General features: G+C 46.8%; 26 protein-coding genes. 22 read left to right on the plus strand and 4 right to left on the minus strand.

Features of this window, described 5'->3' with window-relative positions; translation table 11 throughout:
* The first annotated feature begins 13 nt into the window (after positions 1-13).
* The 4 genes from BZ167_RS18680 to BZ167_RS18695 all read left to right on the plus strand — a co-directional run bounded on the left by BZ167_RS18680 (position 14) and on the right by BZ167_RS18695 (position 3,537).
* Positions 14-781, plus strand: coding sequence for a menaquinol-cytochrome c reductase cytochrome b/c subunit (locus BZ167_RS18680; protein WP_007409471.1), 768 nt, complete (start codon positions 14-16; stop codon positions 779-781).
* A 107-nt stretch (positions 782-888) separates the two neighbouring features.
* Positions 889-1,482 (plus strand): lipoprotein heptaprenylglyceryl N-acetyltransferase LhaT, encoded by a 594-nt coding sequence (locus BZ167_RS18685; protein ID WP_061860668.1) that lies wholly within the window; start codon positions 889-891, stop codon positions 1,480-1,482.
* Positions 1,483-1,549: 67 nt separating this feature from the next.
* Positions 1,550-2,332 (plus strand): sporulation protein YpjB, encoded by a 783-nt coding sequence (gene ypjB, locus BZ167_RS18690; protein ID WP_007612217.1) that lies wholly within the window; start codon positions 1,550-1,552, stop codon positions 2,330-2,332.
* 29 nt (positions 2,333-2,361) lie between these two features.
* Positions 2,362-3,537: an oxalate decarboxylase family bicupin gene (locus tag BZ167_RS18695; protein WP_061860667.1), complete on the plus strand. Its 1,176-nt coding sequence runs from the start codon at positions 2,362-2,364 to the stop codon at positions 3,535-3,537.
* 23 nt (positions 3,538-3,560) lie between these two features.
* Here the strand turns inward: BZ167_RS18695 and BZ167_RS18700 are convergent, their stop codons facing one another.
* A complete protein-coding gene (locus BZ167_RS18700; protein ID WP_003153493.1) occupies positions 3,561-4,433 on the minus strand; it encodes a YitT family protein in 873 nt (290 codons plus the stop codon).
* Positions 4,434-4,575: 142 nt separating this feature from the next.
* Between BZ167_RS18700 and BZ167_RS18705 the strand changes: the two genes are divergently transcribed.
* The 18 genes from BZ167_RS18705 (at position 4,576) to BZ167_RS18790 (ending at position 20,791) form a co-directional block, all read left to right on the plus strand.
* A complete protein-coding gene (locus BZ167_RS18705; RefSeq protein ID WP_003153495.1) occupies positions 4,576-4,911 on the plus strand; it encodes a nucleotide pyrophosphohydrolase in 336 nt (111 codons plus the stop codon).
* An 8-nt stretch (positions 4,912-4,919) separates the two neighbouring features.
* Positions 4,920-5,723 carry a 4-hydroxy-tetrahydrodipicolinate reductase gene (gene dapB, locus BZ167_RS18710; RefSeq protein WP_003153497.1) on the plus strand — a complete coding sequence of 268 codons (804 nt, stop codon included), beginning with the start codon at positions 4,920-4,922 and terminating at the stop codon, positions 5,721-5,723.
* Positions 5,724-5,746: 23 nt separating this feature from the next.
* Positions 5,747-6,160 carry a methylglyoxal synthase gene (gene mgsA / locus BZ167_RS18715; RefSeq protein ID WP_003153499.1) on the plus strand — a complete coding sequence of 138 codons (414 nt, stop codon included), beginning with the start codon at positions 5,747-5,749 and terminating at the stop codon, positions 6,158-6,160.
* Positions 6,153-6,866 carry a bacillithiol biosynthesis deacetylase BshB1 gene (bshB1, locus tag BZ167_RS18720; protein ID WP_032866298.1) on the plus strand — a complete coding sequence of 238 codons (714 nt, stop codon included), beginning with the start codon at positions 6,153-6,155 and terminating at the stop codon, positions 6,864-6,866. Before mgsA ends, bshB1 begins: the two co-directional genes overlap by 8 nt.
* Complete coding sequence (gene bshA, locus BZ167_RS18725) at positions 6,863-7,996, plus strand: N-acetyl-alpha-D-glucosaminyl L-malate synthase BshA (protein ID WP_020955989.1); 1,134 nt, start codon at positions 6,863-6,865, stop codon at positions 7,994-7,996. The genes bshB1 and bshA overlap by 4 nt, the downstream gene beginning before the upstream one ends.
* Positions 7,997-8,000: 4 nt before the next feature.
* Positions 8,001-9,191 (plus strand): CCA tRNA nucleotidyltransferase, encoded by a 1,191-nt coding sequence (locus BZ167_RS18730; RefSeq protein ID WP_033574718.1) that lies wholly within the window; start codon positions 8,001-8,003, stop codon positions 9,189-9,191.
* Positions 9,176-10,153 carry a bifunctional biotin--[acetyl-CoA-carboxylase] synthetase/biotin operon repressor gene (locus BZ167_RS18735; RefSeq protein ID WP_012117846.1) on the plus strand — a complete coding sequence of 326 codons (978 nt, stop codon included), beginning with the start codon at positions 9,176-9,178 and terminating at the stop codon, positions 10,151-10,153. The genes BZ167_RS18730 and BZ167_RS18735 overlap by 16 nt, the downstream gene beginning before the upstream one ends.
* A gap of 244 nt (positions 10,154-10,397) precedes the next feature.
* Positions 10,398-11,231 (plus strand): 3-methyl-2-oxobutanoate hydroxymethyltransferase, encoded by an 834-nt coding sequence (panB, locus tag BZ167_RS18740; RefSeq protein WP_033574717.1) that lies wholly within the window; start codon positions 10,398-10,400, stop codon positions 11,229-11,231.
* Positions 11,232-11,234: 3 nt separating this feature from the next.
* Positions 11,235-12,095, plus strand: coding sequence for a pantoate--beta-alanine ligase (gene panC / locus BZ167_RS18745; protein WP_033574716.1), 861 nt, complete (start codon positions 11,235-11,237; stop codon positions 12,093-12,095).
* 1 nt (position 12,096) lies between these two features.
* Positions 12,097-12,480 carry an aspartate 1-decarboxylase gene (gene panD, locus BZ167_RS18750; protein WP_003153510.1) on the plus strand — a complete coding sequence of 128 codons (384 nt, stop codon included), beginning with the start codon at positions 12,097-12,099 and terminating at the stop codon, positions 12,478-12,480.
* Positions 12,481-12,601: 121 nt separating this feature from the next.
* The gene (gene dinG / locus BZ167_RS18755; protein WP_033574715.1) at positions 12,602-15,388 is read left to right on the plus strand and encodes an ATP-dependent DNA helicase DinG; all 2,787 of its coding nucleotides are present in this window, start codon (positions 12,602-12,604) and stop codon (positions 15,386-15,388) included.
* Positions 15,389-15,535: 147 nt separating this feature from the next.
* Positions 15,536-15,706 (plus strand): YpmA family protein, encoded by a 171-nt coding sequence (locus BZ167_RS18760; protein ID WP_003153512.1) that lies wholly within the window; start codon positions 15,536-15,538, stop codon positions 15,704-15,706.
* Positions 15,707-15,715: 9 nt separating this feature from the next.
* Positions 15,716-16,201, plus strand: coding sequence for a cell wall elongation/penicillin-binding protein regulator TseB (tseB, locus tag BZ167_RS18765; RefSeq protein WP_007409483.1), 486 nt, complete (start codon positions 15,716-15,718; stop codon positions 16,199-16,201).
* A 22-nt stretch (positions 16,202-16,223) separates the two neighbouring features.
* Complete coding sequence (locus BZ167_RS18770) at positions 16,224-17,405, plus strand: pyridoxal phosphate-dependent aminotransferase (protein ID WP_033574714.1); 1,182 nt, start codon at positions 16,224-16,226, stop codon at positions 17,403-17,405.
* 134 nt (positions 17,406-17,539) lie between these two features.
* Positions 17,540-18,832 carry an asparagine--tRNA ligase gene (asnS, locus tag BZ167_RS18775; protein ID WP_003153515.1) on the plus strand — a complete coding sequence of 431 codons (1,293 nt, stop codon included), beginning with the start codon at positions 17,540-17,542 and terminating at the stop codon, positions 18,830-18,832.
* Between the two features lie 94 nt (positions 18,833-18,926).
* Positions 18,927-19,625, plus strand: coding sequence for a DNA replication protein DnaD (dnaD, locus tag BZ167_RS18780; RefSeq protein ID WP_033574713.1), 699 nt, complete (start codon positions 18,927-18,929; stop codon positions 19,623-19,625).
* Between the two features lie 18 nt (positions 19,626-19,643).
* Complete coding sequence (gene nth, locus BZ167_RS18785) at positions 19,644-20,303, plus strand: endonuclease III (RefSeq protein WP_007612187.1); 660 nt, start codon at positions 19,644-19,646, stop codon at positions 20,301-20,303.
* Positions 20,300-20,791 (plus strand): YpoC family protein, encoded by a 492-nt coding sequence (locus tag BZ167_RS18790; protein WP_033574712.1) that lies wholly within the window; start codon positions 20,300-20,302, stop codon positions 20,789-20,791. Before nth ends, BZ167_RS18790 begins: the two co-directional genes overlap by 4 nt.
* A 57-nt stretch (positions 20,792-20,848) precedes the next feature.
* Here BZ167_RS18790 and BZ167_RS18795 read toward each other — a convergent pair.
* The 3 genes from BZ167_RS18795 to recU all read right to left on the minus strand — a co-directional run bounded on the left by BZ167_RS18795 (position 20,849) and on the right by recU (position 25,582).
* A protein-coding gene (locus tag BZ167_RS18795) for an IS3 family transposase (protein WP_094031235.1) occupies positions 20,849-21,999 on the minus strand; the annotation gives its coding sequence in 2 pieces (ribosomal slippage) (positions 20,849-21,726 and positions 21,726-21,999; 1,152 coding nt in all).
* Between the two features lie 158 nt (positions 22,000-22,157).
* Positions 22,158-24,935 (minus strand): PBP1A family penicillin-binding protein, encoded by a 2,778-nt coding sequence (locus BZ167_RS18800; protein WP_077392174.1) that lies wholly within the window; start codon positions 24,933-24,935, stop codon positions 22,158-22,160.
* Between the two features lie 38 nt (positions 24,936-24,973).
* Positions 24,974-25,582: a Holliday junction resolvase RecU gene (gene recU, locus BZ167_RS18805; RefSeq protein ID WP_012117837.1), complete on the minus strand. Its 609-nt coding sequence runs from the start codon at positions 25,580-25,582 to the stop codon at positions 24,974-24,976.
* Positions 25,583-25,619 lie beyond the last annotated feature (37 nt).

Raw genomic sequence — 25,619 nt, forward strand, 5'->3', positions numbered from 1 at the left:
GGGAGGGGATGACATGCACCGGGGGAAAGGAATGAAGTTTGTAGGAGATTCAAGGATACCGGCTGAAAAAAAACCGAATATACCGAAAGACTATTCAGAGTATCCTGGAAAGACAGAGGCGTTTTGGCCGAACTTCCTGCTGAAAGAATGGATGGTCGGGGCCGTTTTCCTCGTCGGATTTCTCGTTTTAACGATTGTGCACGAGCCGCCTTTGGAACGGGTGGCGGACCCGACGGATACAGGGTATATTCCGCTGCCGGATTGGTATTTTCTATTTTTATACCAGCTATTAAAATATGAATATGCCGCAGGGAGCTACACCGTTATCGGCGCGATGATTATACCGGGTCTTGCCTTCGGGTCGCTGCTTTTGGCTCCGTTTCTCGACAGGGGGTCTGAAAGAAGGCCGTGGAAGCGTCCGGTTGCGGTCGGCATGATGCTTTTGGCGCTTTGCGCTACGGTCTTTTTAACGTGGCAGTCAGTCGCGACGCATGACTGGGCGAAGGCGGAGGAGCAAGGGAAAATCAAAAAAGAAGCCGCCATTGATACTGAATCAGACGGTTATAAGGTATTTAAAGAACAAGGCTGTATTTCCTGTCACGGGGATAATCTTCAAGGCGGAAGCGCCGGTCCGTCCCTGGTCGATAACGGGCTGAGCCCGGAAGAAATTAAAAAGATCGCCGTCAAAGGGAAAGGGCAGATGCCAGCCGGTATTTTTAAAGGGAATGACAAACAGCTTGATCAGCTGGCGAAGTTCATTTCTGAAACGACAGCGAAATAACGTATTGTGAAGTAGACAATAGCAGGATATACTTTTATGAAAAGAGCTGACCGGATGTCAGCTTTTTTTGCATGATACATACTTTTTACGGACTGAGAGTTGATGGTATGAGGTGGATTTCTTATCTTTTAGGGTTGCGCGGCATGCTTCTGCTTGTTCTTGCCGTTAATTTTATCGGTACGGTGTACGGCTATTATTGGTATGTGCCTCAGCTTGCGGACACGCCGTTCCGATTTCTGATATTTGTGCCTGACAGCCCGACGGCGACGTTTTTCTTCCTGTTCGTGCTTCTGGCATTTCTTATGGGAAGAAACGCGCCGCTGTTTGAAGCGCTGGCTCTTGTAACCCTTGTAAAATACGGGCTGTGGGCGGTCGGAATGAATGTCTTTGTGCTGGTCAAAATGGGGCAGATGCCTTGGGAAGGGTACATGCTGATTGCTTCACATTTTGCCATGGCCGTTCAAGGCGTTTTATACAGCCCGTATTTTCGGTTCCGGTTAAGGCATCTTGCCGTTGCTGCTGTTTGGACGCTTCATAATGATGTCATTGATTATCTTTTCGGCACGATGCCCCGCTACTCAATGCTCAATGACTATATGCAAGAGATCGGCTATGCTACATTCTGGCTGAGCATATTTTCACTCGGCCTTGCATACTATTTGGTGATTTCTAAAAGACGGATAAAGCTTGACTTACACTGATAGAATCTTGGTCTAACCTTGTCCCGCTCCTCATATTCTGTAAAGAGAAGGAGTGGGAGGGACCTCTATGAAACGAAAGCTGACGATCTGTCTTTTACTTGCTCTTATGTGTTTCATCACAACTGCCAAAGCTGAAGATGAGGGCGGTCTCAAGGAACTGAACGACCTTTCGGATACCGTTTTCCAAATGACGCGGCATTCGCAGTATGATGAGGCTCTGCAAGTGCTTGGCTACTTTAAGAAAAAAATGACACACGTAAACTCACTGAGCGGCGCCGAAGTCAGGCAGGTGACTCTGGGTTTCAATGATTTAGTGCGCGTTCTAAAACAGGCAGACGCCTCAGATACCGAAAAAATCCGGGCAGCCGCCCAGTTCAGGTTGGTAATGGATGCGATGGAAGACCACTCCGATCCGCTGTGGGGTTCGCTTGAAAGACCGATTATGGCGACATTCAGCGCCTTAAAAGAAGATGTCAGCGGAAACGGAAGTGAAAATTTCAATGAAAAGTGGAATGAATTTATATCATTATATGATTTAATTTATCCCAGCCTGACAATGGATGTGTCGGCCGGCCAGCTTGATACGGTGGCGAAACATATCGAGGTGATTGAGCAGGACGGGTTTCAGCAGATGACAAAAGGAACAAAGCTTGAGCGTCTGACGCTCCTGCAGCAGGATTTAAAGCGGGTTTTTGACAAGGTGGAGCGGGATGACGCTGACCCTTCGCTGCTCTGGGTCATTCTGACAACAGGCGGTATCATTATTACTGCGCTGACATATGTCGGCTACCGAAAATACAGAGCGGAAAAAAAGAAAGAGAAAAAGCGTGAGTATCCTAAGTCTAAATAAACACAAATTGCTGTAAAGGAGCTAAGGCAGTGAAAAAACTCATCCAGCAATTGGCTTCAAAACACCTCCCGCAGCCGATCAGAGGCAGAAAAGGGGCGACTGACGAAGGACCGCGAAACCTCGCGCGTGACTTCCAGAATCCTGACATGCTCGTTCCGCCTTCAACGGATGCAGGAACGGTTCAAAACTTGAAATTCTCATTTTCTGATACGCATATGAGGCTTGAAGACGGCGGATGGTCCAGAGAGGTGACGGTCAGGGAACTGCCGGTATCCAAAAACATCGCGGCGGTGAACATGAGACTGAAGCCGGGAGCTGTGCGGGAGCTTCATTGGCATAAAGAAGCCGAATGGGGATATGTGATTAACGGAGGAGTCCGTTTAACTGCGGTCGATCAAAATGGAAGGAATTTTATTGACAACGTAAGTGAAGGGGATCTGTGGTATTTTCCTTCCGGTATTCCTCATTCCATTCAAGGATTAGAGCAGGGCAGTGAGTTTTTGCTCGTCTTTGATGACGGCTCTTTTTCAGAAAACAGCACCTTTTCAGTAACGGACTGGTTTGCCCATACCCCGCGCAGCGTGCTGGAGGCGAACTTCGGTGTTCCCGGATATGATTTGGCTTACATCCATAAAAAAGAGCGTTACATGTTCCAGCTGGAACCGTCTCCCCCGATTGAAAAGGCAGCAGTTTCTTCCCCGGAAGGCACCGTTTTGGAGCCGTTCAGCTACAAGCTTTCCCGGCAGGAGCCCCTTGTTACCAGCGGGGGAAGAGTAAAGATTGTCGATTCAAAAACGTTTAAGGTGTCAAAAACGATTGCCGCAGCTCTCGTGGAAGTCGAACCCGGAGGCATGAGAGAATTGCATTGGCATCCGAATACGGACGAGTGGCAGTATTATCTTTCAGGAGAAGCGAAAATGACGGTGTTTGCGGCGGAGGGAAGAGCGCGGACATTTAACTATCAAGCAGGTGACGTAGGATATGTTCCTTTTGCAATGGGACATTATGTTCAGAATACCGGTGACACCGTGCTTCGCTTTCTGGAAATTTTCAAAAGCGACCGTTTTGAAGATGTCTCTTTAAACCAATGGCTGGCACTGACGCCGCAGCGCTTCGTCGAGCAGACGCTCAATGTCAGTCCGGCATTCGCCCGCCGATTGAAAAAGAAAAAATCACCGGTTGTCAAATGGAAACACGAACAGTAAAGGCGGCAAAAGCCGTCTTTTTATTATCGTCTGATCGGATTTTTATTTTCATCAAGCGTAAAGCCTTCGCCGAGCACATCATGGACGTCGCTTACTGCAACAAAGGCGTGCGGGTCAACGGAAGTGATGACGCTTTTCAAAAGCACAATTTCGTTTTTCGGAACGACGCAGTAAAGAACGTCCCTGTCTTCTTTTGTATATGATCCCTGTCCTTTTAAAACAGTGACGCCGCGCTCCATCTCTTCAATGATTTTTTGCTGGATCAAATCGTTTTTCGAAGAAATAATCGTTGCCCCTTTTGCCGCATAGCCGCCTTCCTGGATAAAATCAATCAATCTCGCAGCGACAAAAACGGCTACAAGCGTGTACATCGCTTCCTTGTAAGAAAGATACGTAAACAAAGAAAGCAGAATGACACAGGCGTCAAAGGCAAACATCGTCCGGCCCATCGGGATTCCGAAAAATTTGTTGATCAGCCTGGCGATGATATCGACCCCGCCCGTCGTGCCGCCGTATTTAAAAATAATGCCGAGACCCGCGCCGATAAATACACCGGCGAATAAGGCGGCCAGCGCTAAATCATGCGACAGCGGCATATGAATTTCGTAACGCTGAAAAACACTCAGAAAAACAGAAAGAGAGACGGTGCCGATCAGGGTATAGACAAACATCGTCCGGCCGAGCATACGCCAGCCGATGAAAAAGATAGGAATGTTCAATACCAGGTTGGAAATAGAAGGGCTGATGTGGAATAACGCATATAAAAGCAGCGTAATGCCGGTAAATCCGCCTTCCGCCAAATTGTTCTGCATATTAAAGTGAACCAGTCCGAATGAAAAAACAGCGGCGCCGATTAAAATAAAGCAAATGTTTTTGATTCTGATTTCTCCAAGCATTGCATCAAACCCCTTTTCCTTCCATAAGATTGCGTAAATATTATAGTGGATACAAAAGAAAACAGCAAACTGCCGTTTTTAACATTTGTCAAATGTACTTGAATTAGCTAACATGGAAGAGATGACAGGAGGTATTCGCACAGTGAGTGACAAAACGATGAAAGACTTACAAGCTGAGGTCGATGAATATATCGGCCAATTCAAAGAAGGCTATTTCAGCCCGCTTGCCATGATGGCCCGTCTCACGGAAGAACTGGGCGAACTTGCAAGAGAAGTCAACCATTATTATGGGGAAAAGCCGAAGAAAACGACGGAAAATGAGAAAAGCATGGAAGAGGAAATGGGCGATGTGCTGTTCGTTCTGATCTGCCTCGCCAACTCCCTTGATATTTCATTGGAGGAAGCTCATAACCGCGTCATGCATAAATTTAATACACGTGATAAAGACCGCTGGACTAGAAAAGAAGAAGGAAAGTAGGAGAAACCATGTCAAATGAAACCATTAAAGTCGTCATTGCCGGACCGAGAGGCAGAATGGGCCAGGAGGCCGTAAAACTTGCCGTCCGCACGCCTCATTTTGAGCTTGTCGGCGCCATTGACCATACATACGATCAGCAAACATTGCGGGAAGTGATGTCAGCTGATTCAGACGCTCTTATTTATACGGATATCCGCGCATGTTTCCAAGAAACAAAACCGGATGTGCTGATCGATTTGACAACGCCTGAAATCGGCAAAAAACATACGAAAGCCGCTCTTGAACACGGCGTCCGCCCCGTTGTGGGAACGACCGGATTTTCTGAAGCGGATTTAGAGGAGCTTCAAGCCTTGACTGAAGAAAAAGGAATCGGCGCCATCATCGCTCCGAACTTTGCATTGGGCGCGGTGCTGATGATGAAGTTCTCACAAATGGCCGCCAACTATTTTGAAGATGTAGAAATCATTGAGCTTCATCATGATCAAAAGCTGGATGCCCCGAGCGGAACGGCGCTGAAAACAGCGGAAATGATCTCAAGCGTCCGTACAGAAAAGCAGCAGGGCCATCCTGATGAAAAAGAAATTCTGCCGGGCGCCCGCGGTGCTGAATTAAACGGCATCCGCCTTCACAGCGTGCGTCTGCCGGGCCTTATCGCCCACCAGGAAGTCATGTTCGGCATGGACGGCCAGACGCTGAAACTGCGCCATGACTCCTATAACCGGGCTTCCTTTATGTCAGGAGTGAAGCTGTCAGTGGAGCAAGTGATGAAAATCGACCAGCTTGTATACGGACTCGAAAATATTATCGACTGAATCGGCAAGGGGGAGAACATCAAATGAAAATCGCTTTGATTGCTCACGATAAGAAAAAGCAGGATATGGTTCAGTTTACGACCGCATATAAAGATATACTGAGCCATCATGAGTTATACGCGACAGGTACGACAGGCCTGAAAATCCAGGAAGCGACCGGATTGTCCGTTGAACGTTTTCAATCCGGCCCGCTCGGCGGAGATCAGCAAATCGGCGCATTGATTGCGGCAAATGCCCTGGATCTCGTCATTTTTCTGCGCGATCCGTTAACTGCGCAGCCTCACGAACCAGATGTCTCGGCGCTGATCCGGCTGTGTGACGTATACGCGATCCCGCTCGCCACAAATATGGGAACAGCGGAAATCCTCGTCCGGACGCTGGACGGCGGGGCATTTGATTTCCGCAATCTTGTGCGCGGAGGAGAGCCGAATGTCTGAACACGTTGATATTCTGGCGTTCGGCGCCCATAGTGATGATGTCGAGATCGGTATGGGCGGCACGATCGCAAAATTTACGGCTCAAGGAAAAACCGCGGTGATATGCGATTTGACCGAGGCCGAACTATCATCCAACGGAACGGTAGGGATAAGAAAAGAAGAAGCGGCAGAGGCGGCACGAATTCTCGGCGTAAAAGAGAGAATCCAGCTTACGTTTCCCGACCGCGGGCTTTTGAAAAGTGAGGACGGCATCCGCCGGATTGTCAGTGTCATCAGAGCCTGCCGGCCGAAAACCGTTTTCATGCCTTATCCGAAAGACCGCCATCCTGACCACGGCAATGCGGCGGCTTTGGTCGAAGAAGCGGTGTTCTCGGCGGGAATTCATAAATACAGAGATCACCAGGAACTGCCGGCTCATAAGGCTCAGCGCGTATACTATTATATGATCAACGGGTTTCACCGTCCGGACTTTGTAATCGACATAACGGAAACCATCGATCTGAAAAAAGAAAGCCTGCACGCCTATCAAAGCCAGTTTATTCCTACGGCGCAGTCAGTGAACACACCGCTGACCAACGGTTATATCGAAATGGTGGAAGCGCGGGAAAGACTGTATGGCAAAGAAGCCGGGACGGGGTATGCCGAAGGCTTCTTTTCAAAACAGCTTCCCGTTTTGAATGATGATGTTTTTGGGGGCGGACAATGAGACCATTAAAAATAGGGATTACATGCTACCCGAGTGTCGGAGGCTCGGGTATTATTGCGACGGAACTCGGCAAGCTGCTTGCAGAAAAAGGGCACCAGGTTCATTTCATCACATCAAGCATCCCGTTCAGATTAAATACATATCATCCGAATATTCATTTTCATGAGGTGGAAGTCAACCAATACGCGGTATTTAAATATCCGCCTTATGACCTTACGCTGGCGAGCAAAATCGCCGAGGTTGCCGCGAGGGAAAATCTTGATATCATTCACGCGCATTATGCGCTGCCGCATGCGGTATGCGCTTATCTTGCCAAACAGATGCTCAAGCGCGACATCGGCATCGTGACGACGCTTCACGGTACGGACATCACCGTTTTAGGATATGATCCGTCATTAAAAGATTTAATCCGTTTTGCCATCGAAGCGTCCGACAGAGTGACGGCGGTATCAACCGCGCTTGCCGGAGAAACATATGACTTAATCAAGCCGGATAAAAAAATTGAAACCATCTACAACTTTATTGATGAACGTGTTTATCTTAAGAAAAATACAGAGAGTATAAAAGAGAAACATGGCATTTTGCCGGATGAAAAGGTCGTCATCCATGTTTCGAACTTCAGAAAAGTAAAACGTGTTAAAGATGTCATCCGCGTTTTCCGTAATATCGCAGCCAACACAAAGGCGAAGCTCCTGCTTGTCGGCGACGGGCCGGAAAAGTGCGTCGCTTGGCAGCTTGTCGAAAAATACGGACTGCAGGATCAAGTGCTGCTCCTCGGAAATCAGGACAGGGTGGAAGAGCTGTATTCCATCAGTGACCTTAAACTTCTTCTGTCTGAAAAAGAAAGTTTCGGACTCGTCCTCCTTGAAGCGATGGCCTGCGGCGTGCCGTGCATCGGAACAAATATCGGCGGAATCCCGGAAGTGATTAAAGATCAAGTAAGCGGTTTTCTGGTGGAAGTCGGCGATATTCAGGCGGCATCTGAAAAAGCGCTTGCCGTTTTAGAAGATAAACAGCTCAGCAAACGATTGACTGATCATGCGCTGAAAATGGTGGAGACCGCCTTTTCTTCGCAAAGAATCGTCAGTCAGTATGAACGGATTTATGACGAATTGGCAGGACCGGAGTGATCTTATGGAACAGGAATTTGTCAAAGCCCTCCCCATCCTTCATCACCTGATGAAGGCGGGCCATCAGGCGTACTTTGTCGGAGGAGCCGTCAGAGACAGCTATATGAAACGAAAAATAGGTGATGTGGACATCGCAACCAGCGCTTCGCCGAATGAGGTGGAGCGTCTCTTTAAGCGGACTGTCGATGTAGGAAAAGAGCACGGCACCGTCATCGTCCTGTGGGAAGATGAAACCTATGAAGTCACCACTTTTCGTGCCGAATCAGAATATAAGGACTACCGGCGCCCTGAAGCTGTGCGGTTCATTACTTCTTTATCAGAAGACTTAAAGCGGAGAGACTTAACGATTAACGCGATGGCGATGTCTGCCGAAGGAGAGCTGCTTGATTATTTCGGAGGCGCACATGATATCGGACAAAAGCTGATCCGTACGGTGGGTAATCCTGAAGACCGTTTTCGGGAAGACGCTCTGCGGATGATGAGAGCCGTCCGCTTTATGAGTCAGCTCGGCTTTCTGTTAGAAAAAGAAACAAGAGAGGCCGTCATAAAAGACAGGGAGCTTTTGGCACATGTATCAGTAGAACGAAAGACCGTTGAGTTTGAAAAGCTGCTGCAGGGCGCTTCCTCACAAGAAGCGATTCAAACGATGGTGCAGACAGGTTTGATACAAGAGCTGCCCGGCCTTTCCGGTTATGAGCAGCAAATGCTGGAAGCAAGCGGATTTCCGTTTTCTTCTTTAGATGCACGCGAAGAACGCTGGGCAGCGCTGTTATTGTTTCTCGGTCTTTGTCCGAAAAGCGCCGAGGCGTTTTTAAAACAATGGAAACTGCCGGGAAAAGTCATAAAAAAAGCGGTGCAGATCATAAGCGTTTATCCGGCGCAGCTGGAAGCAGAAGCGATGTACCGGGCGGGAGAGGCGCTGTTATCAGCCGTTAAAATCGGGATGCTGAAAAAGCATAAGACGATTGATGAACAAAAGCTGAAAGAGGTTCAGAGCCTGTATGAGAAGCTGCCGATCAAAAGCCTTCGAGACCTCGACATTTCAGGCGCTGATCTGATGGAGCTCAGAAACCGCCGCGCGGGTAAATGGGTGGCCGAAGAACTTCGCCGGATTGAAGAAGCGGTATTGGCAGGGAAGCTCCCTAACCGAAAACATGACATAAAGGAGTGGCTCGCATCATGGGATCAACATTAAGAACCCGATTAATTGATTTATTTTCTGAGGCGGGTGACGGCTTTATCTCCGGGCAGAAAATAAGTGACGCGCTCGGCTGCTCGAGAACCGCCGTTTGGAAACATATAGAGGAGCTCCGCAAAGAGGGCTATGAGGTTGAGGCGGTCAGACGAAAAGGGTACAGGCTCATTAAAAAACCGGGGAAACTCAGTGAATCCGAAATCCGTTTCGGGCTGAAAACAGAGGTTTTGGGCAAACAGCTTCATTACCGGGACGTCCTGCCGTCCACCCAAAAAACCGCTCATGAACTTGCCAATGACGGCGCGCCGGAAGGAACGCTCGTAGTCGCCGATAAACAAACGGCAGGCAGAGGAAGAATGGCCAGAGTATGGCATTCACAGGAGGGAAACGGGATTTGGATGAGCCTCATTCTGAGACCCGACGTTCCTTTGCAAAAAACGCCGCAGCTCACCCTGTTATCTGCCGTTGCGGTCGTACAGGCCATCGAGGCTTTTACAGGTGTACAGCCCGCCATTAAATGGCCGAATGATTTAATGATTCACGGCAAAAAAGCCGTCGGGATTTTAACTGAGCTGCAGGCAGAAGAAGACCGTGTCCGTTCGGTTATTCTCGGGATCGGGATCAACGTGAACCAGCAGGAAACCGATTTTCCCGGCGAGCTTCAGGACATTGCGACGAGCCTGAGCATGGAAGCCGGCGAGAAAATTGACAGAGCGGGTCTGATACAAGAGATTCTGCTGACTTTTGAAAAACGCTATCAGGATTACTTGAACCACGGCTTTACACCGATCAAGCTGCTATGGGAAAGCTATGCGGTCGGACTGGGGAACGAGCTCAGAGCGAGAACGCTGCAAGGGACGTTTTACGGGAAATCGCTCGGCATTGATGATGAGGGAGTTCTTCTCTTGGAAACGAGAGACGGTATAAAGAAGATCTATTCTGCCGATATTGAGCTCAATTAATCTTAGTTGGTACAAGCCTCGTGAATTTGGTATACTTCCTATGGGCAGTATCATAATGAACTGCACCTGATCAGCAGAACAGAGATTACGAAAAGTCTGCCTTGATCCAAAAAAGGACTGGGACAGAGGGATGACATTCGCCGAACGTTAAACAAGTGGGGGTCCTTCTTATTTTACAGAAGGCTTTTTTGCTTGCGAAGAATTGGCGGCTCATCTCCTCACCGTTTAGAGGAGGAGAAACAGAATGAAAACAAAACTGGATTTCATGAAAATGAAGGAAAACGGAGAGCCGATCGTGATGCTGACCGCTTACGATTATCCGCAGGCAAAGCTTGCGGAACAGGCGGGAGTCGACATGATTTTAGTCGGGGATTCGCTCGGAATGGTCGTGCTCGGACTCGATTCAACAGTCGGCGTAACGGTCAGTGACATGATTCACCATACAAAAGCGGTAAAACGCGGTGCGAAAAATACGTTTATCGTAACTGACATGCCGTTTATGTCTTACCATCTTTCAAAAGAGGATACATTGAAAAACGCCGCGGCCATTATTCAGGAAAGCGGCGCGGACGCGTTAAAGCTGGAAGGCGGAGACGGCGTTTTCGAATCCATCCGCGCGCTGACTCTCGGCGGAATTCCCGTCGTCAGCCATTTAGGCCTCACACCGCAGTCTGTCGGCGTATTAGGCGGATATAAAGTGCAGGGGAGAGATGAGCAAAGCGCGAAAAAGCTCATTGAAGACAGCATCAAATGCGAGCAGGCGGGAGCGATGATGCTCGTGCTTGAATGTGTGCCTGCTGAACTGACTGCTAAAATAATAGAAGAAGTATCCATTCCCGTCATCGGAATCGGAGCCGGTTCAAAAGCGGACGGCCAAGTCCTTGTCTATCATGACGTCGTCGGCCACGGCGTGGACAGAACACCGAAGTTCGTGAAGCAATACGCCAAAATCGACGGCACGATTGAGTCGGCCCTCAGCGATTATGTCCGTGATGTGAAAGAACGGGTTTTCCCGGAAGAAAAGCATTCCTTTCAGATAAACCAAACTGTGCTGCAAGGCTTGTACGGAGGAAAGTAAGCGATGAAACAACTGACAGAAACTCAACAGCTGAAAGAATTAATTGCACAATACCGCTCAGAAGGCCGGACGATCGGATTCGTCCCGACAATGGGTTTTCTTCATGAAGGACATCTGACGCTGGTTGAAAAAGCAAGCAAAGAAAACGATATTGTCGTGATGAGCATCTTTGTCAATCCGACTCAATTCGGACCGGGCGAGGATTACGAAGCATATCCGCGAGATTTAAAGCGCGATGCCCGGCTTGCAGAACAGGCGGGGGCAGATGTTTTGTTTACGCCGTCTCCAAGTGATATGTACAAAGGCGAGCAAAATGTTGCCGTGCAAGTGAAAAGGAGAACTGACGTGTTGTGCGGCGCCTCCCGCGTCGGCCATTTTGACGGAGTGGCCACTGTGCTGACGAAGTTTTTCAATCTCGTTAAACCGACCCGCGCCTACTTCGGCCTGAAAGATGCCCAGCAGGCAGCGGTTGTGGACGGATTAATTGAGGACTTCTTTATTGATATCGAATTGGTTGCAGTGGACACGGTCAGAGAAGAAGACGGACTTGCCAAAAGCTCTCGCAACGTCTATCTGACTGAGCAGGAACGCAAAGAAGCGCCGATGATCTATAAAGCATTGCAGCAAGGCGCCGAACTGATCAGAGGCGGTGAAAGAAATCCGGAAACCGTTATAAAAACCGTCACCGATACCATCGAAAACATAAGCGGCGTCATTGATTATGCCGAACTGTACGCTTATCCGGAGCTGACTCCGCTTAAAACATTAAACGGCAAGGTCATTCTGGCCTGTGCCGTCCAATTTTCTAAAGCCAGACTGATTGATAATATCATTATTGATATTGATGAATGGGAGAGATCATAATATGTACCGCACTATGATGGCCGGAAAACTGCACCGTGCTACCGTGACGGAAGCCAATTTAAACTATGTCGGCAGCATTACAATTGATGAAGATCTTTTAGATGCCGTCGGAATGCTCGCTAATGAAAAAGTTCAGATTGTGAATAATAATAACGGAGCGAGACTTGAAACGTATATTATTCCCGGTAAGCGGGGGAGCGGCGTCATCTGTTTAAACGGAGCAGCCGCCCGTCTCGTCCAAGAAGGAGATAAAGTCATTATTATTTCTTATCAAATGATGTCTGATCAGGAAGCAAAAAGCCATCAGCCGAAGGTGGCCGTTCTGGATGATCAGAATAAAATCGAGCAGATGCTGGGTCAGGAGCCGGCACACACGATTTTGTAAAAGAGCCCCCTTCATGGGGGTTTTCTTTTAAGATTTAGGGGCAAAAGCTGTTTTTCCGCTCCATTTCTCAACAAAACGTGTTACACTTTTCTCGTATGCAAGAATTGAGGTGTCCATTTTAATGAACAAACAACGGTTCGTTGTCATAGATGTCGAAACAACAGGAAATTCGCCGAAAAAGGGCGATAAAATCATTCAAATCGCAGCGGTTGTCATTGAAAATGGACAAATAACTGAGCGGTTTTCAAAATATATCAATCCGAATCAGGCCATCCCGCCGTTTATTGAACAGCTGACCGGAATTTCGTCCGGAATGGTTGAAAATGAACTGCCGTTTGAAGCGGTCGCGGAAGAGATTTTTCATCTGCTTGACGGCGCGTATTTTGTTGCCCACAATATTCATTTCGACCTCGGATTTGTCCGGCATGAACTGAGCGAAGCGGGCTATGAGCTGCCGGATTGTGAAGTGCTTGATACGGTTGAGCTTTCGCGTATTGTTTTCCCGGGGTTTGAAGGATATAAGCTCGGTGAGTTGTGCGCGGAGCTGAATATTGTTCATGACCGCCCTCACCGCGCAGACAGCGATGCGGAGGTTACGGGACTGGTCTTTTTAGACATTTTACATAAACTGAAACATTTGCCTTTACCGACGTTAAAGCAGCTTAGAAGGCTTTCACAGCATTTTATCAGCGATTTGACGCTGCTTTTGGATTCTTTTATACATGAAAGCAGGCCGGCGGAAGAAAAGCGCTGCATTCCATACGCCTCTTTTTCAATTAAAGAGCCCGATCACATTCCGGTTTCCCGTCCGGTGAATGCGGCCATTGACCTTGAAAAGTGGAACGAAGAAAAAGAACAGATCTTATCCGGCATCATCCCCCGCTATGAAAAGCGGAAAGGGCAGCTTTCGATGATGGATGAAGTGCTTGGCGCATTCCGCAATCGGGAGCATGCGCTGATTGAAGCGGCGCCCGGCATCGGAAAAACGATCGGTTATCTCGTTCCGGCTGTTTTATTTGCCAAAGCGGAGCATACTCCCGTGATTATCAGCACGTACTCTACTCTTTTGCAGCAGCAGATCATGTCTAAAGATCTTCCGCTTTTGGAGCGTATGTTTCCTTGGCCGGTCAAAGCCGCTATTTTAAAAGGGAAATCACATTATCTGTGCCTGCCTAAGTTTGAACATATTCTGCATGAGGAAGATGACAACTATGATGCGGTTTTGACGAAAGCGCAGCTTCTCGTCTGGCTGACGGAGACTGAAACGGGCGACGCCGCTGAGCTGAATCTTCCATCAGGCGGCAGATTGCTGTGGGAGCGCATGGCTTACGATGAGAATTCTTTTTTGAAAAAAGGGAAGGACTCGGCTGCCGGGTTTTATGAACGGGCTAAAGAAAAGGCGCAGGCCGCAGATCTGATTATCACAAACCATGCTTTGCTGTTTTCAGATCAAAGCAGTGAAACGAAAAAACTGCCTGCAAGCGGAACGATCATCATTGATGAAGCGCATCATTTCGAACGCGCTGCCAGCGAGCACCTGGGGAAGAGAGCTTCATACATCGGACTGCACACAAAGCTCAGCCGAATCGGAACTTTAAAGGAACACGGACTGTTAAAGCGGATGAGAAAACTGTTTTATACGTATGAACTGCCGGCGGAAAGTTTTTTTGACGCCGATGAGTGGATGAAGCATATTCAATCGGAAAGCGACGCATTTTTCAGTTCAGTGCATTCTTTTGTCAAACGAAGAAAACCTAAAGACGATCTGAACCGTCTCGTTTATAGTCTCAATCATAAAAGCCAGGATAAAGGGTTTCACATGATAACGGACGGAGCGGAGCGGCTTTGTGCGATGCTGGATCAGCTGCTTGATATGTTTTCAGTACAGGAGAAACTGTTACATCAAAAGCTTGATCAGATGAAAAGCGGAGCGGCTGTTTTAGCGGCCGAATATGTAAAGTGTATCAGGGGGCTGAAAGAATATCGCGATACGTTCAGCAGGCTGCTGTTTGAAAATGATGAGAAAGAAGCCGTTTGGGTTGAAATTGACGCGAAGGGCGCAAAAAATGCCGTCAGCATCTATGCGCAGCCTTTGGAGCCCGGTGAAATGCTGGCAGACCAGTTTTTCGCCCGCAAAAAAAGCGTTGTGCTCACATCAGCGACCTTAATGGTGGAGCATTCTTTTCAATTTATGATTGAAAGGCTCGGACTTGCGGATTTTTATCCGCGCACCAAAAGCATCCCGTCTCCTTTTTCTTACGATGATCAGATGAACGTCATCATTCCGAAAGAGATGAAATCCGTTAAATATGACGGAGAGCGGGAAGTCATTGAGCATATTGCCAAGTATGCAGAAATCATGTCAAAGGGAAAACAGCCGAAGATCCTTGTCCTGTTTACGTCTCATGATATGCTGAAAAAAGTGTATCAGGAACTGAAACTCAGTATGGAGATATCAGGCATTCAGCTTCTCGCCCAAGGTATTTCGGGCGGGAGTCCCGGTAAATTAATGAAAACCTTTAAAACGGCAAGCCGGGCGATTTTGCTCGGGACAAATCATTTCTGGGAAGGCGTTGATTTTCCGGGGGATGAATTGTCAACCGTCATGATCGCAAGACTTCCTTTCAGGGCGCCTGACAATCCGCTTCATGCCGCAAAATGCGAATTTGCCAAGAAGCAGGGAAAAAATCCGTTTCAGACGATTTCCCTGCCTGAGGCTGTGTTAACGTTCAGGCAGGGGATCGGGCGCCTGCTCCGTACGGCGGGAGACAAGGGAACAATCGTTCTTTTAGATCAGCGTGTAAAGACGGCGGGATACGGACGGCTGTTTCTTGAAGCGCTCCCGACTTCATCCCTTTTGGAGCTGACGGATGCCGAACTCGGGGCTTATGTCAGCCAAACGGAATAAAAGCCGCATAAACGCGGCTTTCGTGGTGTGGGATGAGGAATTGTTTTTATAGTAAAAGCGGGTTCATGCCGCCTTGTGATTTTATTATGCCGCGGGCGCACCCCGTTATGACTAACAAAATTTGTTCGACCGATGGAGGGTATAAAAATGGAAAGCAAAATTGAAATTCTGTCAACGATTAATGTGGAGCATTCAGATGATTTATATAAAATCGTCGATACATTAAACCGGACTTTGAAACGGGACAATCTGATGTTCGGGCTTGCGCTCGACGAAGAAAATCAAAATGAAGCGGTCTTCACCATTTATCGCACATAGGTGAAAAAGATGAGAAAAAAAGCATTAATATTTACAGCCGTATTTGGTATTATTTTTTTAGCAGTTCTTTTATTTTCGGCCAGCATTTTTAAATCTGCAATGGCTCAAAAAGAAGAAGGCCACGAAACAGCTGCCGCAGCCGCTAAAGAAAAAACGGATCTGACAGATGCTGAGAAAGTGGAGACCTTTGTCGGCAAACAGAAATATTATGTTGTTACCGGAACGGATAAACATGGAAAAGATATGTATGTATGGGTTCCGGCCGACAAAAAAGCAAAAATTCTCTCAAAAAAAGCCAGTGACGGCATTTCAAGCGGCAAGGCTGCCAAGATCGTTCGGGACGAAGGGCTTGTTTCCAAGCTGAATGGCGTTCACCCGGCGAGAGAAAACAATGTTCCGTTATGGGAAGTGACCTATATCAACAAAAGCGGGCAGTATAGCTTTAGTTATGTGGACTTTACAAGCGGCAAGATTCTCAAAAACATCACACCGTGAGACGTATTAGGGGGAGTTCAAGTTGAAATTGGCAAAAAGAGTATCCGCATTAACACCGTCTGCAACACTTGCAATTACTGCAAAAGCGAAAGAGCTGAAAGCAGAAGGCCATGATGTCATCGGCCTCGGAGCAGGAGAACCGGATTTTAATACGCCTCAGCACATTATAGATGCCGCGGTGCGTTCCATGAATGAAGGCCATACGAAATATACGCCATCAGGCGGTCTGCCGGCGCTGAAAGACAGTATTGCAAAAAAATTCAAAAACGACCAGGGGATTGAATATAAGCCGTCAGAAATCATTGTCTGCACCGGAGCGAAACACGCTCTGTATACATTATTTCAGGTTATTCTCGATGAAGGGGACGAAGTGATTATACCGACTCCTTACTGGGTCAGCTACCCTGAGCAGGTGAAACTGGCAGGGGGGCGTCCCGTCTATGCAGAAGGGCTGGAATCCAATCAGTTTAAAATTTCACCGGAGCAGCTGAAGCAGGCTATCACCGAGAAAACAAAAGCGCTCATTATCAATTCACCGAGCAACCCGACAGGTGTTATGTATACGAAAGAAGAGCTTGCGGAACTCGGAAAAGTGTGTCTGGAGCATGGCATTCTGATCGTTTCCGACGAGATTTATGAGAAGCTTACATACGGAGGAAAAAAACACGTCTCAATCGCACAGCTTTCAGATAAATTGAAAGAGCAGACGATTATCATTAACGGCGTGTCGAAATCTCACAGCATGACGGGCTGGAGGATCGGCTATGCGGCGGGTTCGGAGACGATTATTAAAGCGATGACGAGCCTTGCAAGCCACAGCACATCAAATCCGACGTCCATCGCTCAATACGGCGCCATTGCGGCCTATAACGGTCCGGCTGAGCCGCTGGAAGAGATGAGACAGGCATTTGAGCACAGACTGAACACCATTTACGCTCAGCTCGGTGAAATTCCCGGATTCACCTGTGTCAAACCTGAAGGGGCGTTTTACTTGTTCCCTAACGCCAAAGCGGCCGCAGAAAACTGCGGATTCAAAGATGTCGATGAATACGTCAAGGCGCTTCTGGAAGAAGAAAAAGTCGCCGTCGTACCGGGCTCGGGCTTCGGCTCACCGGACAACGTCCGTTTATCTTACGCAACGTCACTCGATCTTTTAGAAGAAGCGGTCGAAAGAATCCGCCGCTTCACGGAAAAACACAGCTGATTCTGAAAAAGCGGCTTTTAAAGCCGCTTTTCACTTGCATTGACCCCGTTAGAGTAGAACGGGTATAATAAAGTGATGAAAAAAGAGATTCAGGCAGATTCCTGAATGTCTTTCTTGTTCTGGAGGGAAAGAGTTTGAAAACAACAATAAACCAAGTGTATAAACACACAGGCGAGGAAGTAACGATTGGAGCTTGGGTCGCTAATAAACGCTCAAGCGGTAAAATCGCATTTTTACAGCTGAGAGACGGTACCGGCTTCATTCAGGGAGTTGTCGTCAAAGCTGAAGTAGAAGAAGACATCTTCCAAATCGCGAAATCAGTGACGCAGGAAACGTCACTTTATGTAAAAGGAATTGTGAAAGAGGACGAGCGTTCACCGCTTGGCTATGAGCTTGCTGTTACATCCATTGAAGTCATTCACGAAGCGACTGATTATCCGATTACGCCTAAAGAGCACGGTACGGAATTCTTAATGGATCACAGACATTTATGGCTCCGTTCGAAACGCCAGCACGCAATTATGAAAATCCGCAACGAAATCATTCGTGCGACTTATGAATTTTTCAACAAAGAAGGCTTCGTGAAAGTTGATCCGCCGATTTTGACGGGAAGCGCTCCCGAAGGCACGACTGAGCTGTTTGCGACGAAATATTTTGATGAAGACGCCTTCTTGTCTCAAAGCGGCCAGCTGTATATGGAAGCAGCTGCAATGGCGCTCGGAAAAGTATTCTCTTTCGGACCGACGTTCAGAGCGGAAAAATCGAAAACGAAACGCCATCTCATCGAATTCTGGATGATTGAGCCTGAAATGGCATTTGTTGAATTTGAAGAAAACCTTGAAGTTCAGGAGAATTATGTTGCATACATCGTACAAAGTGTGCTGGAACATTGTAAGATCGAGCTGAACACATTAGGTAGAGACACATCGAAGCTTGAACAAATCAAAGCGCCATTCCCGCGCATTACGTACGATAAAGCGATCGAATTCCTGAAAGAAAAAGGCTTTGACGATATTGAGTGGGGAGATGACTTCGGTGCGCCGCATGAAACAGCGATCGCAGAAAGCTATGACAAACCGGTGTTTATCACTCATTATCCGACGTCATTAAAACCGTTTTATATGCAGCCTGCCAAAGATCGTGACGATGTCGTGTTATGTGCCGACTTAATCGCTCCGGAAGGCTACGGGGAAATCATCGGCGGTTCAGAGCGCGTTCATGATATGGATTTATTGGAAGAAAGATTAAAAGAACACGGTCTGGATTCAGATGCTTACAAATGGTATGCTGAACTCAGACAATATGGTTCTGTTCCGCACTCCGGCTTCGGCCTCGGACTTGAGCGGACAGTGGCTTGGATCAGCGGAGCGCCTCACGTGCGTGAAACGATTCCGTTCCCGAGACTTCTGAACCGTCTGTATCCGTAATAGTTTTAAAAAACGAAGTCTCCTGCAAGGGAGACTTTTTCTAAGTAAAGGGGAAAGCTCCCGGAGATAACCTTTTACAGTAAGAGGTGTAAGGATGAAAAAACAGCAATTTATAGATATGCAGGAACTCGGCATTTCAAGCATTCCCAACCTGCTGCTGACACATTACCGGCAGCTCGAGCTGAATGAAACCGAATTGATCCTGCTTTTGAAAATTAAAATGCATTTGGAAAAGGGCTCTTATTTTCCGACGCCGTTTGAACTTCAGTCAGGCATGTCCATCTCTGCTGAAGAATGTACAAGCTGCCTGAGAATGTTTATTCAAAAAGGTTTTCTGTTTATTGAAGAATGTGAAGACCATAACGGCATAAAGTTTGAAAAATATTCTCTGCAGCCGTTATGGGCGAAGCTGTATGATTACATGCAGCATTCTCAAAATGAAACGCAGGAAAGAACGTCAGAAAAAGAACAAAAAAGCCTGTATACCATCTTTGAAGAAGAGTTCGGAAGACCGCTGTCGCCGCTTGAATGCGAGACGCTGGCCATATGGCAGGACCAGGATCAGCATGATGCGATTCTGATTAAACACGCCTTAAAAGAAGCCGTTTTATCGGGGAAACTCAGTTTTCGCTATATTGACCGGATTTTATTTGAATGGAAAAAGAACGGCTTCAAAACGGTTGAGCAGGCGAAGGCGCACAGCCAAAAATTCCGGCGTGTTCAAACGAAACAAAATGATCCGCAAAAAGAGTATACGAGGCAGGTGCCTTTTTACAATTGGCTGGAACAATAACATGAGAAGGGGAGAAACGTGTTAAATTTAAAGCAGATTGAATATTGTCTTGAAAAAATCGGCGATATGTTTCCGCACGCAGAATGTGAACTTGTCCATTCAAATCCTTTCGAATTGGTTGTGGCAGTCGCATTATCCGCGCAATGTACGGATGCTCTCGTCAACAGAGTGACAAAAACGCTATTTCAAAAATATAAACGGCCCGAAGATTATCTTGCCGTATCGCTGGAAGAACTCCAGCAGGATATTAAATCAATCGGCCTGTACCGTAATAAAGCCAAAAATATTCAAAAGCTGAGCAAAATGATCATCGAAGAGTACGGCGGAGAAGTGCCGAAAGACCGGGATGAGCTTGTGAATCTGCCGGGTGTCGGACGGAAAACGGCAAATGTGGTCGTGTCTGTTGCTTTCGGCGTACCTGCGATCGCAGTAGACACTCATGTGGAGCGGGTCTCTAAACGGCTCGGTATCTGCCGCTGGAAGGACTCTGTTTTGGAAGTAGAGAAAACATTAATGAAAAAAGTGCCGAAAGAGGATTGGTCTGTTACGCATCACAGATTAATATTTTTCGGCAGGTATCATTGTAAAGCGCAATCTCCCCGCTGTGCGGAATGTCCTTTGCTTCCGCTGTGCAGAGAAGGGCAGAAGCGTGACAAAAAAGGGCTGGTGAAACGGTGACGGCGATTGACATTCTGGCAGGCTATGAAACATACCTACGCAGCCTTACGGACTTGGAAAGCCTCGAGGTCAAAACGGCGTTGCGCCGCCATCCGCTGTATATGGATTTCAGCGGTCAGCCAACAGTGCAGCCATGGAGGGAAAGGGGCGAATATGTCCCGTTTCTGTTTCAGATTTGGAATGAAACGAAAGAAACGTTGCTTCCCGTTTTTCAAACAAGAAAATCGAGATGTGATCAAAATGACATGCTGAAGGGGATTGCCTGTCTGATTGCCGCTTTTCACTGGACGGCAGGGGAGCGGGTCACATCACTCGATTGGTCTGTGCTTGAAACAAAGCATTTTCCCGCCGAACCGATCAATTGGGCGGAGCGAATGGCGTTTATTTTAACAAAACCGACTCAATTTCACTCGTTTATTCAGCTTGATGAATTGATGACGGAGATGAAGAAACAATATCATAAATATGAAGCCATGAACAAAGGTTAAAAACCTCCTTTTCTCATGGGACTGACCCCCGTTTTTGAGACAGGGATCAAAACACCTTTAAGCAGCCAGCTGTCGGTATGTGACCGGCGGCTGGTTGTTTAGTTTCGTTTGAATACGAATGTTGTTATAATAGTGTATATAGGTTTCGACAGTTTGTTCTACGATGGTCGTCGTAGTGCTTTCCAACCTGTCGAGGTAGAACGTTTCAGACTTTAGTGAGGAATGAAACGATTCGATGGAGGCATTATCAGCGGGCGTCCCTTTGCGGGACATGCTCATGGTAATGCCTTTTGTTTTAACAGCTTTCTGATACTCATAAGATGTATAAACAGAACCTTGGTCACTATGTAACACACAGTTCTCTGGCAGTGCGGGCAGCTGATCAAGTGTGTGTAAGACAAAGTCTGTGTCCTGTCTATCGCCAATCGTAAAAGCAATCACTTCTCCATTGTATAAATCCAATATACTGGAAAGATACAATTGTTTCTGCCCATAAGGCAAATATGTGATATCCGTTACTAGCTTTTCCAGAGGGCGATCAGACTGAAAGTTCCGATCCAATATATTCTCGGCCACGGCATATGGCTGCCCATTCTTCTTGCGCTTTTTCACCTTAACCCGGCATTGCCACTGATTCTTCTGCATAATGCGCTGAACCGTTTTATGATTCATACGCATTCCCTTTTTTAATATGGCTGTGATTTTCCGATAGCCATATCGATACTTGTGTTCTCGGCACAACGTGCCGATTTGTTTTTCTAAATGGTATTTAGGGTTATCTTTCATCAGATTCTTCTTCCAACGATAATAAGATGCTCGTGAGATACCTAAATGAATACAGATATCCTTTATGGTCATTGTGCTGCGCAATGCTTCTACAAGCTCGACTGGCGTTTCGCTATCAGCTTCCTTTCCAATTCGTTGTACTTTTTTAACACTTCATTCTGTTGTCTCAGATAACGATTTTCTGCCTGCAGTTTCTCTAATTCGGAAGAATACTCTGGACCTTTTCCATAAGAATATTGCTTTCCGACAGGTTGTTCGAATCGATGTGTGTCCCCAGCTTTATACCACCTGACCCATGTCTGCACCTGCGTCTTATTCTTTATATTCAATTCCTGCATGATCTCCTTCACAGGCACGCCCGCCAATCTCATTTCTACAGCCTTCTGTTTGACTTCAACCGGATAACTCACTCTTGCCCTCATAGAAAAACACCTCCAAGTCTAATTTCGGATAACAACGATCCGTTTTCAAACTTGAAGGTGTTTTTTGTTTGTCTCATATTATGGGGTCAGTCCCTCATAAGGAGGTTTTTTTGTATAAAAAAAATCCTTCACCTGTTTGAGGTGAAGGATTTCGTCCGCTAATGAGCGGAATTTGACTGGATGGTTGACGAATTGGACTGCCCGTTGATATTTGAAGATGAGTCTTGGTTTTTGTCCGTTTGACCGCTGTCAGGTTTATTTGAGCCGTCTGAACCGGAATCGGAATCATTATCAGAGCCGTTATCTTGCTGTCCGTTGTTATCGGTCCCGTTACCGGGCTGATTCTGATTGTTGTTATCTGTTTGATCCTTATCGGATTGATCCTGATTTTTATCGGGGTCATCAGTTGGTGTTTGATCCGATCCGTCAGACGTATCTGTCTGATTGTCATCTGTGTTTGAATCATCGGTTTGCGTCTTGTCTTTGTCTTCATCAGACTTCTGCTCATCGTCAGTCGCTTTATCTTTATCCGCATCGTCTTCTTCATCTTTCGGGACTTTGAAAGAAGCTGATGCCGTATCGCTTTTTCCGTCATCGTTTTCCGCTGTCACCTGGAAGCTGTATGTGGAGCCTGGTGTGACATCTGAGACGACGGCTTCTTTTGCTGAACTGTTTTGAATGTCACTGTAGCTTCCGCCGTCAACGGATTGTTTGACATTGAATGTTGCATCACCGTCATAATTCCAGCTTAAAGTTAATGATTTTTTATCTTTGTCGTATTTCACTTGCAATCCTGACGGTTTATCGGCTTTTTCTTTCGTGTACGTTTTAGAAACGGCAGTTGGCTGCGTTCCTTTCACGAAGTACTCCGTCACTTTTTTATCATCCGGTGTATTTGGTCCGGCTAAAGCGGCAGGATTCGAGCCTTTCTCAACTGTTTCTTTTACGACGCTGTCAGGCTGCTTGAAGCTTCCTTTACCGTTATCAACGTAAGAGATCAGCTTTTGGAAAATCCGTTTTGCGACTTGCTGGTCAGCAGAAGACAGTGATTTCTTGCCTGCTTTGTTGCCAGACTCAACTCCGGTCCAAACCGCTGCTGTATATTGAGGGGTGTATCCGACAAACCAGGAGTCTGGGACTCCGCCTTGTGCGATATTATATTTTTGAATATCCTCTTTAGTAAAGTTGGTCGTACCCGTTTTACCGGCGACTTCCACGTTCGGCACCTGAGCTAGTCTGCCTGTTCCTGACTGCACGACTGTTTTGAGCATATCGGTAATCATGAATGCCGTGTAATCGCTCATAGCACTTTTCGGTTTCGGTGTTAAATCAAGCTTAGTGCCGTCATTAAATTCAATCGATGTGACCGCGTGCGGTTCATTGTACGTTCCGTTATTTCCGAACGCACTGTAGGCGCCCGCCATTGTCATAGTAGATACACCGCGGTTATCCTCACCAAATCCTCCGATCGAATAAGATTCGGTTACACTCTCTTTGTTTAATCCTAGTCCTAAGTCATTTGCGAAGTCGACGGCATTATCTTTACCGGCTGCTTGATATGCTTTCAGAGCCGGAATATTACGCGAGTCTGAGAGAGCCTCTCGCATTGATATCATATTTCTGTATTTATTGTCGTAGTCGTGAATCGGAGTGCCGTCAGAGTACGTATAAGCTGAGTCGTCAATCTGCTCATACGTCGACCATTTTTTATTTTCAATGACCGGGCCGTAATCAAGAATCGGTTTTATCGTTGAACCGGGCTGGGTTTTACCTTGTGTTGCATAATTGAATCCCCCGGTAGTTCTGTTCCGTCCTGCTCCGATAGCGCGGATTTCTCCGTTTGTCGTATCAAGGAGAGTGACGCCGCCCTGCATGCCTTCCGAAAAGCCGGCTGTATCTCCGTTCATCAATTGATCAAGATAATCTTGTGCTTTCGTATCAAGAGTCGTGTAAATTTTCAATCCGTCAGTTGAAATATCGACGTCTTTCTTTTCTTTTGTCTCAATTTCTTTCATAACTTCTTCGACAAAAGCGCTGTATTTATTTGTGTCCTTTTTATCGTATTCCTTTTGGCTGACGACGCCTTCATCTTTCATGGACACTTTCTTTGCTTTTTGGTAGTCAGAATTTGAAATGAATCCTTGTTTTTCCATTAAGCTGAGAACAATGTTTCGGCGTTTTTCGGAAGCCTTCGGATTTTTAACCGGGTTATATCCGGTCGGGCTTTGCGGCATTCCGGCAAGCGTCGCCGCCTGTTCAACCGTAAGCTTGCTCAAATCTTTTACGCCGAAGAATTCTTCAGCGGCTTTACCGACGCCGTAGGCACGCGGTGAGAAATAAATTCTGTTTAAATACATTTCTAAGATTTCATCTTTAGAATAATGGCGCTCCAGCTGCAGTGAAAGCCACACTTCCTGTGCTTTCCGTTTAATCGTTTTCTGATGGGTCAAAAGCGAGTTTTTCACAACCTGCTGGGTGATTGTGCTTCCTCCCTCTGAACCGAATCCATCCGTAAAGTTGGCGACCAAGGCGCCTCCGATCCGGATCGGGTCTATACCGTGGTGCTTATAAAAACGGGCGTCTTCAGTTGCGATAAATGCTTCTTTCACAACATCGGGTATATCCTTAATCGCGACGTAGGTTCGTTTTTCACCGCCCACTTCCGCGATTTCTTTGCCGTTTTTATCGTAAATCGTTGAAGAGTAAGGCGTTTTCAGCTTGGCTTCGTCCAAAGACGGCGCGCCGGAAACCAAAACGGCAAATGCCGCCGCTCCGCCGACTATGCCAAGGACAAACAGAATAACCAAGGACAGTACAATCTTTTTGAATAAACCGCCTTTACGCTGTTTCTTGCCTTTTTTCGGTGAAGAGGGCTTAGTGCTTTTCGTCTGCCTTGCCTTACGGCGTTCTTCACGGCTCGTAAATTGATCTGACATAACATCTCAACCTTTCGTTTATCAACCTTTCGCTCAGTCTACTGTTCCTGCGAAAAATAAAGCTGTTCAATAATACTAATATAATCAATTCTCGGTGAGTATCCAAGAGAAATCGGAAAGGAAGCATCTTCTAATTCGTCTTTGCGAATCGATTTTCTGCCATTGTTCTCCTTTCTCTCCCAAAAGACAAACAGCTTGTCGGCTTCGAGGAAATAAACCTTTCCGAAAGCGGATATAATAACAAAACAAATGCCGTCTTGCCTGACCACCTGCTTCATATGCTCAATCTGATGATCATGAAAATTCTGCAGGGGAAATGCCGTTTTGTTTTTTGTTTCTTTTGCCTCAAAATCAATGTAGCGTCCTTTATAAATGCCGTTGTAGTCAGTTGTGGAAGACTGTTTAAAATAAGCTTCCTTAATGACTGCGGCGCTTCTTTTCGGATAGTGGACGTTTACAATCTGGACGGGTGTCGGCTTTTTGTGAATGACAGCAATTTGGTTAGCCAGATAATACTTATTCGTTTCATTCAGGTCGTCTTCGAGGGTCATGCCGCGATTACTGTATGAATGGGACCGTTTCTGGCTGTTTTGGGATGAAACCGTTTTGTTCGGCTGAAAAGTTTTTCCATTCGGGTACCGAATCACTTTTTCCATCCTCCTTATCAAACTAATAGTGACGGAA

Origin of the sequence: Bacillus sp. 275 (assembly GCF_001999205.1) — a bacterium.
Taxonomy (GTDB): Bacteria; Bacillota; Bacilli; order Bacillales; family Bacillaceae; genus Bacillus; species Bacillus velezensis.